General features: G+C 60.2%; 13 protein-coding genes. 10 read left to right on the top strand and 3 right to left on the bottom strand.

The features are described from left to right. Nucleotides 1-3: 3 nt before the first annotated feature. Both ACSQ83_RS24675 and aqpZ read right to left on the bottom strand, forming a co-directional pair. Nucleotides 4-288 (bottom strand): hypothetical protein, encoded by a 285-nt coding sequence (locus ACSQ83_RS24675; protein ID WP_436229930.1) that lies wholly within the window; start codon nt 286-288, stop codon nt 4-6. A gap of 356 nt (nt 289-644) precedes the next feature. Beyond that, complete coding sequence (gene aqpZ / locus ACSQ83_RS24670) at nt 645-1,364, bottom strand: aquaporin Z (RefSeq protein WP_436229929.1); 720 nt, start codon at nt 1,362-1,364, stop codon at nt 645-647. Between the two features lie 294 nt (nt 1,365-1,658). Between aqpZ and ACSQ83_RS24665 the strand changes: the two genes are divergently transcribed. Beyond that, entirely contained in the window at nt 1,659-1,964 is a 306-nt protein-coding gene (locus tag ACSQ83_RS24665) for an H-NS histone family protein (protein ID WP_414952364.1), read from the top strand. 224 nt (nt 1,965-2,188) lie between these two features. On the opposite strand, the gene ACSQ83_RS24660 is transcribed toward ACSQ83_RS24665, so the two are convergent. Beyond that, nucleotides 2,189-3,259: a glycosyltransferase family 4 protein gene (locus ACSQ83_RS24660; RefSeq protein ID WP_414952365.1), complete on the bottom strand. Its 1,071-nt coding sequence runs from the start codon at nt 3,257-3,259 to the stop codon at nt 2,189-2,191. Nucleotides 3,260-4,043: 784 nt separating this feature from the next. Between ACSQ83_RS24660 and motA the strand changes: the two genes are divergently transcribed. The 9 genes from motA (at nt 4,044) to ACSQ83_RS24615 (ending at nt 14,113) form a co-directional block, all read left to right on the top strand. Then, nucleotides 4,044-4,904, top strand: coding sequence for a flagellar motor stator protein MotA (gene motA / locus ACSQ83_RS24655; protein ID WP_414952366.1), 861 nt, complete (start codon nt 4,044-4,046; stop codon nt 4,902-4,904). A 32-nt stretch (nt 4,905-4,936) separates the two neighbouring features. Then, nucleotides 4,937-5,917, top strand: coding sequence for a flagellar motor protein MotB (gene motB, locus ACSQ83_RS24650; protein ID WP_436229928.1), 981 nt, complete (start codon nt 4,937-4,939; stop codon nt 5,915-5,917). Between the two features lie 88 nt (nt 5,918-6,005). Next, on the top strand, nt 6,006-6,386 hold the full coding sequence (locus ACSQ83_RS24645; protein WP_414952368.1) for a response regulator: 381 nt from the start codon (nt 6,006-6,008) through the stop codon (nt 6,384-6,386). A gap of 127 nt (nt 6,387-6,513) precedes the next feature. After that, nucleotides 6,514-8,748, top strand: coding sequence for a chemotaxis protein CheA (gene cheA, locus ACSQ83_RS24640; protein ID WP_436229927.1), 2,235 nt, complete (start codon nt 6,514-6,516; stop codon nt 8,746-8,748). A 39-nt stretch (nt 8,749-8,787) separates the two neighbouring features. Next, nucleotides 8,788-9,321 carry a chemotaxis protein CheW gene (gene cheW / locus ACSQ83_RS24635; RefSeq protein WP_031357095.1) on the top strand — a complete coding sequence of 178 codons (534 nt, stop codon included), beginning with the start codon at nt 8,788-8,790 and terminating at the stop codon, nt 9,319-9,321. Between the two features lie 44 nt (nt 9,322-9,365). Next, a complete protein-coding gene (locus ACSQ83_RS24630; RefSeq protein ID WP_436229926.1) occupies nt 9,366-11,171 on the top strand; it encodes a methyl-accepting chemotaxis protein in 1,806 nt (601 codons plus the stop codon). Between the two features lie 163 nt (nt 11,172-11,334). Further along, the gene (locus ACSQ83_RS24625) at nt 11,335-12,282 is read left to right on the top strand and encodes a CheR family methyltransferase (protein ID WP_436229925.1); all 948 of its coding nucleotides are present in this window, start codon (nt 11,335-11,337) and stop codon (nt 12,280-12,282) included. Continuing rightward, nucleotides 12,279-12,998, top strand: a complete 720-nt coding sequence (cheD, locus tag ACSQ83_RS24620) for a chemoreceptor glutamine deamidase CheD (protein ID WP_414952372.1) — start codon at nt 12,279-12,281, stop codon at nt 12,996-12,998. The genes ACSQ83_RS24625 and cheD overlap by 4 nt, the downstream gene beginning before the upstream one ends. Next, the gene (locus ACSQ83_RS24615) at nt 12,995-14,113 is read left to right on the top strand and encodes a protein-glutamate methylesterase/protein-glutamine glutaminase (protein WP_414967113.1); all 1,119 of its coding nucleotides are present in this window, start codon (nt 12,995-12,997) and stop codon (nt 14,111-14,113) included. The genes cheD and ACSQ83_RS24615 overlap by 4 nt, the downstream gene beginning before the upstream one ends. Nucleotides 14,114-14,158: the final 45 nt, after the last annotated feature.

Raw genomic sequence — 14,158 nt, 5'->3', positions numbered from 1 at the left:
GACTTATCCGCGACGGTTCCAGCCATCATGACCGTAGCCGCCGTGATCCCAGCCGGTGCGGTTCTCATATCCGCGGTCCCGTCCACGCCAACGGTCATCACGATGACCCCAGACAGGCGGCGGAGCGCGATAGTACGGCGCGGGTTGGACGTAGACCGGTGCGGATTGCACGTACCCGGGCGCGCCCAACGACAGTCCAATTGAGAGATCCGTGTGAGCCTGCGCTGCGCCGACAGCACCTATCGCAAGACCGGCGGCAACCAGCAAATGAGTGACGATGCGTTTCATGGTGTTCTCCTTTTAGGGCGACGACGGTGACGTGCATCGCATGAATCCAATCTACGCATTAGCCGTTTTACGAGTATCGACGAGTTGTTAGCAGATGAAAGTATGGCGAAAGTTCGAGTCAGGGATTGTCAGCGAAGTAAATCCCTGCCAAAGCCGCGTCAGCTATCGTTTGTCGCGCCTTTCCCCTGCGTCGTATTGGTAAATTGACGTTTAAATACACTCGGGGCTGTAAGCGGCCATTACATCTGTCGCGGATTATTCATATTGAGCGGCTGTATGAACGTGATGAAAACGAATTGCACAATAAAAAACGGGCGCCGAGCGCCCGTTTTCTACCGGCTTTCACCGCTTTTAATTCACGCTGAAGCAAGCGCCCGATTTTTAGCACCCGTCAGCAACGGATAAACCACGCCTGCAATGATGGCGCCAATGATAGGAGCCACCCAGAACAGCCACAACTGTTCCATCGCCGCACCGCCTACAAACAATGCCGGACCCGTGGAACGCGCCGGGTTCACCGACGTATTCGTGACGGGAATCGAGATCAGGTGGATCAGCGTCAGGCAAAGGCCAATGGCGATTGGCGCAAAGCCGGCTGGCGCGCGGCTGTCGGTGGCGCCCAAAATGACGAACAGGAAGAAGAACGTCATCACGACTTCACATACGAGCGCTGCGATCATTGTGTAATGCCCCGGCGAATGATCGCCGTAACCGTTGCTGGCAAAGCCGCTGGCAACCAGGTCGAAGCCTGGCGCACCGCTGGCGATCACCGACAACACGTACGCGCCGATCACGCCACCCACCACTTGGGCAGCAATGTACGGAGCCAGGTCGCGGACCGGGAAGCGTCCTGCCACAGTCAATCCGACGCTTACGGCCGGATTCAAGTGGCAACCTGAAATGTGGCCGATGGCGTAGGCCATGGTCAGAACGGTCAGGCCGAACGCAAGCGCTACGCCCGCGAACCCGATACCAAGTTGAGGGTAACCCGCGGCGAGCACTGCGCTGCCGCAGCCGCCCAGCACGAGCCAAAACGTACCAAACATTTCTGCGCCGAGGCGCTGTCCTAATCGCATGATTCGTAATCCTAAAAATATATTAAAAACCGAAACAATTCCGACGCTTGTGATCGAGAGTATTTGCTCGGACCACGGCGGCGGGTAAGCAGTGTAATCCTAGTCCCGGAACTAGTTGTCAACAATTGTTAAAGCAGGAGGAACTAAGTGAGCTCTTATTAGGAATGCCCTATAGTTTCAAGATTCTTCTCATTTTCATTAAGGCTTTTTGCAATTGCGTGTTCAAACGTTGCATCTTTTAATCGATGCCGCTACGCTTCTCAATAATCGCGGGCTATTAGAAAGGATTGGGAAATGTCGCAATACACCGAGCTCAAGGCGCAGATCGCCAAGCTTCAGGAACAGGCGGAGGAGGCACGCCGCGCAGAACTGGAAGCAGTACTGGCAGATATCAGACGCAAGATTGTGGAATATGGGCTTACAGCGCAGGACCTGGGTCTGTCGGTTGTCCGGCGCGGCCGGCCGCCAAAGAAGGAGCCACTCCCGCCCATCTATCAGGACCCTAAGTCGGGTAATACCTGGAGCGGCCGCGGGAAGCCGCCGAAATGGATTGCGGGAAAAAACCGTGAGCGCTTCCTGATAACTAAAGTAAACGCTTAAAAATATCCGGCGAGTGCATCGAAAAATCAGACGAAATTAAACACAAAATCCTGGGATGAATGAAAACAACAACGGCAACAAAAAATCCGCCCAAGGGGCGGATTTTTTGTGCTCTGCTATAACGCGTTGGATAACGATGCGCTGCAATTATCGTTTCCAATCAAGTCGACGCCGCGATTCCTACTACTCCCGAACGGCGTCCGGTCTCCAAGCGACTAAAAAAGTTAGCCGATCGCCACTCGGCGCAAAATCGGCCGCTTGGCGGCTTGCAACAAGGCGGTATAGCTTTCGACGTAGTTCAGCGCCATGGTCTTCGCACTAAAGCGACGTTCGAACTGCGCACGAATCTCGGTGCGCGAGAGCTCATCCAGGCGCTGGAGCGCGCCGACTGCGCCCTGCACATCCTCGCAAATGAAGCCCGTCACGCCGTGGTCGATCACTTCCGGCACCGACCCGCGATTGAACGCGATCACCGGCGTACCGCACGCCATTGCTTCGATCATCACCAGGCCGAAAGGCTCCGACCAGTCGATCGGGAACAGCAGTGCCTTCGCGCCCGACAAAAACTCCGGCTTTTGCTGCTCGTTGATCTCGCCAACAAACTCGACGCTCGCCTTCGATTCAGCAAGCAGCGGTTCGATCACGGTCTTGAAATACTCCTGGTCAACCTTGTCCACCTTGGCGGCAATCTTCAACGGAAGACCGCTTTGAGCCGCGATCTTGATGGCGAGATCGGCGCGCTTTTCCGGGCAGATACGACCCAGGAACGCGAGATATTCCGGCTTCTTGTGCGTTTGCGGCGTCAGCAGATTTTCCGGCAGCCCGTGATAAATCGTGTTGAGCCAGCCGGCCTGCGGCAGCGGGACGCGCTGGGAATCGGAGATCGATACAACCGATGCATCAGGAAATGCGCTGAATACAGGCTGCAATTCGGGCAGATCCAGACGGCCGTGAAGCGTCGTCAGAAACGGCGTGTCCATTTGCGAGAACACCGAGAACGGCATGTAGTCGAGGTGGAAGTGAAGCACGTCGAACTCATGCGCCCGACGGCGTACGTTCTCTAGCAGCAGCGCGTGCGGCGCATTCCAGTCGCGGATAGACGGATCGAGGCGAAGTGCGCGCGGCCACGCGGCTTCGAGCTTCGCCTTGGTCTGCGAGTCGCCGCTCGCGAACAGGGTCACGTCGTGGCCGAGATCAACCAGCGCGTCCGTTAGGTACGAGACAACGCGCTCGGTGCCGCCGTAGAACTTCGGGGGGACTGCTTCGTGCAACGGTGCAATTTGTGCGATACGCATAACGTGACTCTCCTGTTCGTGAGGGCTTCGATGCACGGCGTCCAGTCGAAAATCAAACGCTAGCGAATGAAAACCGGTGAAGCCTTGCGGACGGGCCAGCGTCAATGCTGCCGCCCCCGGAAAAATAGGACCCGGATGAATCGGGTTATCCCTTACGACCCATTATCGAGATGACTCCGTGCATCAACGAGTCATTTTTCAAACGCTTAACCTTGTTACAGGGCGAAACACCGGCCGTTACGAAAGTTGGATAGTGGCCGAAGCCCCTTATACGGCAAGCGATTGCGCGTCCGTCATCAAATTGCGCGGTGCAAGATGCATTGCCCAGGACGCAAGATATAGCAAGGCGTGTGCCACCGCCCAGGCAGGCTGGCCGTACTCCGTATGCTCCTGCGCGGACCTCGGTTGTAGAAACACATGCGTATCGCGTAAAGATTTGGCAGAGGCTGCCGTCAACCAGACGTTAGCCGCATGGTCAGCCAGCTCGCTTGGAAAACGGCTCGTCCAATCGTAACGGGCAAATGCTTGCTTACAATTAATTGCCGATCTGTAAGCTTAAAATCGGCACTTTTGCCCGAGTTTTTGCTGCCTCGGCTCAAAAGCCTGGCGACGCGACCGGGCCGGACGGTCAGTCAATCGCCTGAGGCTTGAATGCGCCGCCAATCAAGACGCTGCTAGGCGCCGACCTGCCATCCCCCTCCGCTATTTCCCTTCAAAGTTTTCCAGCCACTTGCCGTAAACCACTTAACGGCGGTTTCGCCGATGCAACCATGAGGGTTCGACTGTGCTGATTTTCATCGGAACACTAGTGACGCTGTTGTCCGTCTTCGGCGGTTATGCGCTGGAAGGCGGCCACCTTGGCGCATTGGTCCAGCCCGTTGAAATCCTGATGATCGCGGGCGCCGGTGTGGGCGCGTTCATCCTCGGCAACGGCATGAAGACGATCAAGTCGACGCTGCGCGTGATCCCGACGCTCTTCAAAGGCTCGAAGTACAACAAGGACGTGTACATGGAGCTGATGGCGCTGCTCTATGTCCTGCTCGCGAAAGCACGCAAGGAAGGCACGCTGACGCTCGAGTCCGATATCGACGATCCGGCTAAAAGCCCGATCTTCGGCCAGTACCCGAAGATCCTGGCGGATCGGCATATCGTCGAATTCCTGACTGATTATTTGCGCCTGATGGTTGGCGGCAACATGAACGCGTTCGAGATCGAAAGCCTCATGGATGAGGAAATCGAGACGCATCACGCGGAAGGCGAAGGCCCGGCGCAGGCGCTGCACAAGGTAGGCGACGCGATGCCGGCGTTCGGTATTGTCGCGGCCGTGATGGGCGTGGTTCACACCATGGCGTCCGCCGATCAGCCGCCGGCCATCCTCGGCGAAATGATCGCGCAGGCGCTGGTCGGGACGTTCCTCGGCATCTTGCTGTCCTATGGGTTGATCGGCCCGCTCGCGAGCGTCGCGGAACAGCGCGTGGCGGAGTCGACGAAGATGTTCCAGTGCATCAAGGTGACGATCCTGGCAAGCCTGAACGGCTACGCACCGGCTATCGCGGTGGAATTCGGCCGCAAAGTGCTCTTCTCCACTGAGCGTCCGTCGTTCTCCGAACTGGAAGAACACGTGCGCCGCGTGAAAGCGAAGTAACCGCCTTTCACGACCGAGCACCCGAGCCCGCCATGTCGACCAATAAAGATCGTCCGATTTTCATCAAGCGCGTCATATCGAGCAAGAAGGCGCATCACGGCGGCGCGTGGAAGCTGGCGTACGCCGACTTCATGACGGCAATGATGGCGTTTTTCCTGTTGATGTGGCTGCTGAGCGCGGTGTCGCCAGTGCAGCGCCAGGGGATCGCCGAGTATTTCAACATGCCGCTCAAGAACGCGATCATGGGCGGGCAGAAGAGCGGCATGGACTCCAGCATTATCGACGGCGGCGGGCGCGATATTTCCAGCCCCGAGCCGGGCACCACCCGCATGAGCGACGGCACGCGGCGCGTGGACCGGCTCGATGAGCAGACGTTGAGAGCCGCGCAAGGCGAACTCGAACGGCGCGATCAGGCCCGCCTGCGCGACTTGCAGATCAAGCTCTTGTCCGCGATCGAAGCGAACCCGGTGTTGCGCCAGTTCAGGCAGCAGATCCGGATTGATTCGACGCAGCAGGGTCTGCGCATTGAGATCGTCGATACCCAAAAGCGCCCGATGTTCGCGCTCGCCAGCAACAACGTGGAGCCCTACATGCGCGACATCCTGCGCGAGATCGGCAAGGCGCTGAATGACGTGCCGAACCGGATCGTGGTGCAGGGCCACACTGACGCCACGCAATACGCGGGCGGCGAAAAGGGCTACAGCAACTGGGAGTTGTCGGCGGATCGCGCGAATGCGTCACGGCGCGAGCTGATCTCGGGCGGCATGGATGAATCGAAGGTGCTGCGCGTGCTTGGACTGGCATCGACGCAAAACCTGAACAAGCAGGATGCTTTCGATCCCGAGAACCGGCGCATCAGCATTCTCGTGTTGAACCACAAGTCGGAAGAGTCCATGACGCGCGAAAGCATGCCGGCAACCACGATTACCAGCAACGCGGGCAGCCCGGACGAGCTCAAGCCCAACCTTGGCTCGCTGGCGCCTGGACTGCCAGCCAAACCGGCGGCGCCGTGACGCCGGCAACACCAGACACGCTCGCGAAAGTGAAAGTACAAGAGCACGAGAGCACGACTAGAACATCGGACAGAGGGCGGCACACATCATGATCAAGAACATTCTGGCTGTCGACGACTCGGCTGCCATGCGGCAAATCCTTTCGGCGACGTTTGTCGCGGCGGGGTATCGCGTGGTGCTGGCCATGGATGGCGCGGAAGCCTACGAAGCGGCGCTCGCCGAACAGTTTGACCTCGTGATCACCGACCAGAACATGCCGGCAATGAGCGGCCTGGAACTGATCGGGAAATTGCGCGGACATCGTGCGTATGCGAATACGCCGATCCTCGTGCTGACGACCGAGTCGAGCGAGCCGTTCAAAGCATCCGCGCGCGCAGTGGGCGCGACGGGCTGGCTGGAAAAGCCGTTCGACCCCGACATGCTGACCGAGCTGGTTGCCACGTTGTCGGGCGCGGAACATCCGCACTGAAGCAAACCGTTTTTGCATGAAGCATCAAGCACGAAATATCAGGCATGAAATATCAAGCACGAAGAAGACATTAGTTTCTACGACGCGCATAGCGACGACAGACAAGGCATCCGGTGGTGACCCAGGCATGACACTCGACATTACGCAGTTCTATCAAACATTCTTCGACGAAGCCGACGAGCTGCTGGCGGATATGGAGGGGTTGCTGCTCGCGCTGGATCTGGCGAACCCCGATCCCGAGGATCTCGGCGCGATCTTTCGCGCAGCACATTCGATCAAGGGCGGCGCGGCCACGTTTGGTTTCTCGGCGCTGACCGAGACCACGCACATCCTCGAATCGCTGCTCGATCGGGCGCGCAATAACGAACTGGTCCTGCGCAGCGACATGATCGATACGTTCCTTGAAACCAAGGACGTGCTGTCGGATCAGCTCAACGCATATCGTGCCAGTGCCGAGCCGGACGCAGCGGCCGCGAGGGCGATCTGCGCGAAGCTCGAATTCTTGCGGGACAACGATCCGGCCGACGGCGCAGGCGCTGCTGAAGCGGCGCAGCCGGAGCCGTCGTTCAGCGAAGCTGCCGCTATCGCTCAGGATCTCGCGCAAGTCGCGATGGCGCTCGGGCCGAACGAGCCGCCGCCGCATGTTGTCGAGCAGGCGAATGATGTGGTCGAGGAAGAGGGCGAGTGGGCGGAATTTCCGGCTGTCGATGGAACGTCAGACGCAAGCCAGGACGGGCCTCACATGAAAATTACGTTGCGGGGGGTAGGGGAGAAGGACCAGGCTCTGCTGACTGAAGAGCTTGGAAACCTGGGTAGTGTTGTCGGTGAATTGAAGTCGGGCAGTGACTTGACGCTGTGGCTCGACTCCGATGTATCCGCCGACGATATCGTCGCCGTGTGCTGTTTCGTGATCGATGAAGCGCAGATCGCGGTCGGCCGCGGCAACGCAGCGGATGCGACATCCGGTGGCGCGTCGCAAGCCGCTGCGGAGCAAGAAAAGCTGAACGAGGTGGCAACTGAAGCACCCGCACCTGAGAAGACGGAACCGGTGGCGGCCGCGGCTGTCACCGAGTCCCGCAACAAGACAACCGCAAGCCCTGCGGTGAGCGAAGTTCAAGACGCACCGAAGGCGCCGGAAGGCGACAAGAAAACGAAAGCCGCCGCGCCCGCTGCCGCGGAAGGCAGCTCGATCCGCGTGGGTGTGGAGAAGGTCGATCAATTGATCAACCTCGTTGGCGAACTGGTGATTACGCAGGCCATGCTTGCCGAAACCACGAGCACTTTCGACCCCGCGTTGCACGACCGCCTGTTCAACGGCATGGCGCAGCTCGAACGCAATGCGCGCGACCTGCAGGAAGCGGTGATGTCCATCCGCATGATGCCGATGGATTACGTCTTCAGCCGTTTCCCGCGTCTTGTGCGCGACCTCGCTGGAAAGCTCGGCAAGGAAGTCGAACTCGTCACGTTCGGCCAGGCGACCGAGCTGGACAAGAGCTTGATTGAACGCATCATCGATCCGTTGACGCACCTCGTGCGCAACTCGCTCGATCATGGCATTGAAACGGTGGAAGCGCGGCGTGCAGCCGGTAAAGCGACGGCCGGACAACTGGTGCTGTCGGCGGCGCATCACGGCGGCAACATCGTGATTGAAGTCAGCGATGACGGCGCGGGCCTGCGTCGCGACAAGATCCTCGCAAAAGCGATGAAGCAAGGCATGCAGGTCAGCGAGCAAATGTCCGACGATGAAGTCTGGCAACTGATCTTCATGCCGGGCTTTTCCACCGCCGAGCAGGTCACGGATATCTCCGGCCGCGGCGTCGGCATGGACGTGGTGAAACGCAATATCCAGGCGATGGGCGGCCATGTCGAGATCCAGTCGCGCGAAGGCCGCGGCACGACCACGAAGATCGTGTTGCCGCTGACGCTGGCGATTCTCGACGGCATGTCGGTGAAGGTCGGCAGCGAGATTTTCATCCTGCCGCTGAACTTCGTGATGGAGTCGCTGCAACCCGTTGCCGACGATATCTACACCGTCGCCGGCGGCGAGCGTGTCGTGCGCGTGCGCGGCGAATACCTGCCGCTGGTCGCGCTGCATCAGGTCTTCGAAGTGGTCGATGCGCGCACGGAACCCACGCAGGGAATCATCACGATCATCCAGTCGGAAGGTCGCCGCTTTGCCATGCTGATCGATGAACTGGTCGGCCAGCAGCAAGTGGTGGTGAAGAACCTGGAAACGAATTACCGCAAGGTGCACGGCATTTCCGCCGCGACCATCCTGGGCGACGGCCGCGTCGCACTGATCGTCGATGTAGCGGCGCTGAATCGTGAAAACCGCTCGGCGCATGGCGCGCTGACTCACTAATAAATAGTCGGAACTCCCAACCAATTTTCGGAGGCTAACGTGGCAGCAGACATCCAATCGATTACTTCGGCGGTACAACGCCGTGACGTTCAACGTGTCAGCCAGGCTGAAGCGGCAGGACAGGAATTCCTCGTCTTCACGCTGGGCGCGGAAGAGTACGGCATCGACATCCTGAAGGTGCAGGAAATTCGCGGCTATGACAACGTCACGCGCATCGCCAATGCACCGGCGTTCATCAAGGGCGTGATCAACTTGCGCGGCATTATTGTTCCTATCGTCGATATGCGCATCAAGTTCAATCTCGGTCGCGTCGAGTATGACAACCAGACGGTCGTGATCATCCTGAACGTCGCGCATCGCGTGGTCGGCATGGTGGTGGACGGCGTGTCCGACGTGCTGACGCTGCAAGCCGATCAGGTCATGCCGGCACCGGAATTCGGCGCCACGCTCACTACCGAATATCTGACGGGCCTCGGCACTGTCGATGGCCGGATGCTGATCCTGATGGATATCGAAAAGTTGATGACGAGCAAGGAGATGGAGTTGATCGACTCCGTCGCCGTGCCCGCCTGAGTCTTCACATAGTTGGCTACCAACACGCTGGTCGGGAAGAAGACATGCTTAAGAACTGGTCGATTCGTACCACGCTGACGCTCGTGGGCTTGCTGTTCGTCGGTTTCGCGGCCGTGGTCAGCGCACTGTCGCTGAACGGCTTGCGCTCGGCGGGCAATTCGCTCTCCTCGCTCGCTGACAGCGACATGGTGTCCATGCGCGCACTCAACGACGCGTCGTCGAACCTGCTGCGCTCACGCGTGGCGCTCGACCGCGTGCGGGGGCTGACGGAAGCGAACAACGCTGACGAAGCGAAGAAGGCGCTCGATCGCGGGCAGTTCCTGCTCGATAAATCGAACGAGAGCTGGAAGCTGTTCGTATCGACGCCGAAGCCGACGCTGCCGCAAGCCACGCTCGATGACATCGTGGCGAAACACGACACGCTGATGCACGACGGCGTGGAGCCCGAGTTCGCGGCAATGCGCGCTGGCGACATGGCCGCGTATCACGCCATTGCCGACACGAAGATCAGCCCGATGTTCATCGCCTTCGACGCCGCCACGGCTGCCACGGTCGACCTGACGCAGAAGCACGCCGTGCAGTTGAGCGCGGACGCGGCGGCAAGCATCACGCTATTGATCGAGGTAATTGTCGGCGTGATGGTGCTGGCTGTGCTCACGCTGGCCGCCACACGGGTTGCGCTCGGCGGCATGATCGTGCAACCGATCAACGACGCAGTCGATCACTTCGAGCGCATCGCTCAAGGCGACCTGACCAAGTCGGCGCATACCGACAAGACCAACGAGATCGGCCGCTTGTTTGCGGGCATTGAGCGGATGCGCACGAACCTGACCACGATGGTCGGATCGGTGCATCACGGCGCGGAATCCATCGATGTCGGGGCGCGCGAAATTGCGAGCGGCAACACGGATCTCTCGCAGCGCACGGAAGAGCAGGCAGCGTCGCTGCAGGAAACGGCGTCGAGCATGGAGCAGCTCACGAGCACCGTGAAGCAGAACGCCGAGAACGCGCGCCAGGCTTCGCAACTGGCCGTCAACGCGTCGGATATCGCATCGCGCGGTGGTCAGGTGGTGGAGCAGGTCGTGGACACCATGAGCGCGATATCATCGAGTTCTAGCAAGGTCGTCGACATCATCGGCGTGATTGAGGGCATTGCGTTCCAGACCAATATCCTCGCGCTGAACGCGGCCGTGGAAGCGGCCCGGGCGGGAGAAGAAGGGCGCGGCTTTGCGGTGGTTGCAGGCGAAGTGCGCAGTCTCGCGCAACGCAGCGCGGCGGCGGCGAAAGAGATCAAGTCGCTGATCGGCGACTCCACCGCGAAGGTCGAAAGCGGCTCCGTGCTGGTCGCGCGCGCCGGGGAGACGATGGACGAAATCGTGCAGGCCGTGCGCCGCGTCACCGACATCATGGGCGAGATCAGCGCCGCGTCGGACGAGCAATCGCAAGGCATTGAACAGGTCAGCCGCGCCGTCGGACAGATGGACGAAGTCACGCAGCAGAACGCTGCGCTGGTCGAACAAGCGGCGGCCGCAGCGGCGTCGCTTGAAGAGCAGACACGCAAGCTGAAGGACGTGGTCAGCCACTGGCAAGTCAGCGGCGACGCATCGTCCGGCGACCCGCGCGCGCGGCTCGAACCGAAGGTCGTCACGCGGGCGCACGCCAGCCCGGCGATTAAAGTTGCCGCGCGGCCTAACGTCGCGGCTAATCGCGCCGTTAATAAGCTTATTGCATCACCGGCTCCGGCCGCTTCAGCCAACGCTTCAGTTCCGGCAGCCGCGGCAGCACCGGTTGCGAAAGCACCCGCCACGAAGCTCGCAGTTGCCGCGTCCGGTGACTGGGAAACTTTTTAAGGCACGAACAGACAACCATGCTGGCTCATTTCATCGTGCTCCTTGTTGAGACTTTCACTAAAGCGCGCCGAGCGGTGTGGTTGTTTAAAAAACGCGTTGCAACGACCGTATGGAAATACGGTCGAGATGCAGCCGATGCACGTTCCAGCAGAACAAAGGCTAGATGATGGCAACGCGCCCGAGCGTCGATACCCCCCGCGACCGGACCCGAAACGGTTCGGAAGTGGAACGGGACTTCGAATTCACCAACGCCGATTTCGGCCGCATTCGTGCGCTGATTCATCAGCGCGCGGGGATTTCGCTGTCCGAACATAAACGCGACATGGCCTATAGCCGTCTCGCGCGACGTCTGCGCGCCTGCAATATCGATTCGTTTCGCGTGTATCTCGAGCGTCTCGAAGCCCAGCCTGATAGCGACGAATGGGAAGCCTTTACCAACGCACTGACGACGAACCTGACCGCGTTCTTCCGCGAATCGCATCATTTCCCGATCCTTGCCACGTTCGCGAAAAACCGTCCGCAGCCGTTCTCGGTGTGGTGCTCGGCGGCATCGACGGGAGAGGAGCCGTATTCCATCGCCATGACGTTGATGGAAACACTCGGCGACGGCGCCGCGCGCCATTGCACGGTGATTGCAACGGACATCGACAGCCAGGTTTTGCAAAAGGCCGACGCCGGCGTCTACACGCTCGATTCCGTGAAGACGCTTGGGGCCGAACGCCTGAAGCGTTTCTTCCTGAAGGGCACGGGCGCGCATGCCGGCATGGTGAAGATCCGCCCGGAAGTGCGTGCGCTGGTGAAGTTCGAGCAACTGAACCTGACGGACGCGAAGTACGCGCTGCCTGGCCAGTTCGATGCGATCTTCTGCCGCAACGTCATGATCTACTTCGATAAACCCACGCAAGCGCAAGTGCTCACGCGCTTCGAGCCGCTGATGAAAAGCGGGGGGTTGTTGTTCGCCGGGCATTCCGAGAACTTCACGTACGTGACGCAGGCGTTCAAGCTGCGCGGCCAGACCGTCTATGGATTGACGCGTGACGCGGCAGCAGCAACGGCTGCCGCCGCAGCGGCGAAGAAAGCGGGCAAGACGCTCGCCGGGGAGCTCGCATGAGCGGCTTGCCGATCGCATCGAACCTGTACTTCGACAACCATTTCAAGCTCCCGGGCGTGAAGCTGTTGCCGAACGAGTTCTACATGACGAGCGAAGACATGGTGCTCGTCACGGTGCTCGGTTCATGCGTGGCCGCCTGCATTCACGATCGCTCGGCGGGCATTGGCGGGATGAATCATTTCATGCTTCCCGACGATGGTTCCGACGCGTCGCAATCCAGTTCGGACTCCATGCGATACGGCGCGTATGCCATGGAAGTGCTGATCAACGAGATGATCAAGCGCGGCGGCCGGCGCGAACGTTTTGAGGCGAAAGTGTTCGGCGGCGGTGCGGTGCTGGCGGGCATGACGACGATCAATATCGGCGATCGCAATTCGGAATTCGTTCGTCGTTACCTCGCGCTGGAAAAGATTCGCATCGTCGCCGAGGATCTGCAGGGCATGTATCCGCGCAAGGTCGCGTTCATGCCGCGCACCGGCCAGGCGATGGTCAAGAAACTGATCACGCAGCAAGATCCAAGCGTGGTCGAACGCGAGAAAGCGCTCGCGCGGCAAACACCCGAAGCGCGCAGCGAACGGCTTGCAAAGGCGCGTGCGCGTGTCGAGTTGTTCAGCCGGCCAAAAGCCATAACGCCCGATAAACCCCGCATCGAATTATTCGGTGCCGCAGCCGGCCTGCAGCGAACCGTCCGCACGAAGACGGTGGAGGAAGCATGACAACGGCCCGGAGCACGGAACCGAAAATTAGTGTGCTGTGCGTCGATGACTCGGCGCTGGTGCGCAGCCTGATGACCGAGATCATCAACTCGCAACCTGACATGCACGTGTGCGCAACCGCACCTGATCCACTGGTGGCGCGTGAGTTGATCAAGCAGCACAACCCGGATGTCTTGACGCTCGATGTCGAAATGCCGCGCATGGACGGCCTCGATTTCCTGGAGAAGCTGATGCGGCTTCGGCCGATGCCGGTCGTGATGGTGTCGTCGCTGACGGAACGCGGCTCGGAAATCACGCTGCGCGCGCTGGAACTCGGCGCGGTGGATTTCGTGACGAAACCGCGCGTGGGCATTCGCGACGGCATGCTCGAATACTCCGAAAAGCTCGCCGATAAGATTCGCGCAGCCGCGCGCGCACGGGTACGGCAGACGCCTCACATCGTGCACGCGGCGCCGGGCGCTGGAGGTGCGGCAGCAGCAGCGTCGAAGCCGACGCCGAACCTGAACAATCCGCTGGTGAGTACGGAGAAGCTGATCATCGTCGGGGCATCGACGGGCGGCACTGAAGCAATCCGCGAACTTCTGGTACCGCTGCCGCCCGACGCGCCCGGCGTGATGATCGCGCAGCACATGCCGCCGGGCTTCACGAAGTCGTTTGCGCAGCGCCTGAACGGCTTGTGCCGGATCGCCGTGAAGGAAGCTGAGCACGGCGAGCGTGTGTTGCCGGGGCATGCGTATATCGCCCCGGGTGATGCTCATCTGGTGCTCGTGCGCAGCGGTGCAAACTACGTCGCGCATCTCTCCGATGCCCCGCCGGTCAATCGCCATCGTCCATCGGTCGATGTCTTGTTCAGGTCCGCCGCGCAGAACGCCGGCAAGAATGCGCTCGGCGTGATCCTGACCGGCATGGGCCGCGACGGCGCGCAGGGCATGCTGGAGATGCAGCAAGCGGGCGCGTACACCTTTGCGCAGGACGAAGCGAGTTGCGTGGTGTTCGGCATGCCGCGTGAGGCGATCGCAACGGGCGGCGTCAGCGAGATCGCGCCGCTGGCGGAAATGACCCGGCGCGTGATGGCGCGGCTCAATTCAATGGGCGAACGCACGCAGCGCGTTTAACGCTCACACGCTCACCGAACGAATTCGGATAGAAACGTGGCGCAA

This window comes from Caballeronia sp. LjRoot29 (assembly GCF_964252755.1).
GTDB lineage: Bacteria > Pseudomonadota > Gammaproteobacteria > Burkholderiales > Burkholderiaceae > Caballeronia.
The sequence above is the reverse complement of the archived record's forward strand: the minus strand, read 5'-3'. Positions and strand labels throughout refer to the sequence as shown.

What these genes read in the sequence shown, in the direction of transcription:
- ACSQ83_RS24675 (WP_436229930.1), bottom strand. Translation starts at nt 288, where the DNA reads ATGAAACGCATCGTCACTCATTTGCTGGTTGCCGCCGGTCTTGCGATA.
- aqpZ (WP_436229929.1), bottom strand. Translation starts at nt 1,364, where the DNA reads ATGCGATTAGGACAGCGCCTCGGCGCAGAAATGTTTGGTACGTTTTGG.
- ACSQ83_RS24665 (WP_414952364.1), top strand. Translation starts at nt 1,659, where the DNA reads ATGTCGCAATACACCGAGCTCAAGGCGCAGATCGCCAAGCTTCAGGAA.
- ACSQ83_RS24660 (WP_414952365.1), bottom strand. Translation starts at nt 3,259, where the DNA reads ATGCGTATCGCACAAATTGCACCGTTGCACGAAGCAGTCCCCCCGAAG.
- motB (WP_436229928.1), top strand. Translation starts at nt 4,937, where the DNA reads ATGTCGACCAATAAAGATCGTCCGATTTTCATCAAGCGCGTCATATCG.
- ACSQ83_RS24645 (WP_414952368.1), top strand. Translation starts at nt 6,006, where the DNA reads ATGATCAAGAACATTCTGGCTGTCGACGACTCGGCTGCCATGCGGCAA.
- cheA (WP_436229927.1), top strand. Translation starts at nt 6,514, where the DNA reads ATGACACTCGACATTACGCAGTTCTATCAAACATTCTTCGACGAAGCC.
- ACSQ83_RS24630 (WP_436229926.1), top strand. Translation starts at nt 9,366, where the DNA reads ATGCTTAAGAACTGGTCGATTCGTACCACGCTGACGCTCGTGGGCTTG.
- ACSQ83_RS24625 (WP_436229925.1), top strand. Translation starts at nt 11,335, where the DNA reads ATGATGGCAACGCGCCCGAGCGTCGATACCCCCCGCGACCGGACCCGA.
- cheD (WP_414952372.1), top strand. Translation starts at nt 12,279, where the DNA reads ATGAGCGGCTTGCCGATCGCATCGAACCTGTACTTCGACAACCATTTC.
- ACSQ83_RS24615 (WP_414967113.1), top strand. Translation starts at nt 12,995, where the DNA reads ATGACAACGGCCCGGAGCACGGAACCGAAAATTAGTGTGCTGTGCGTC.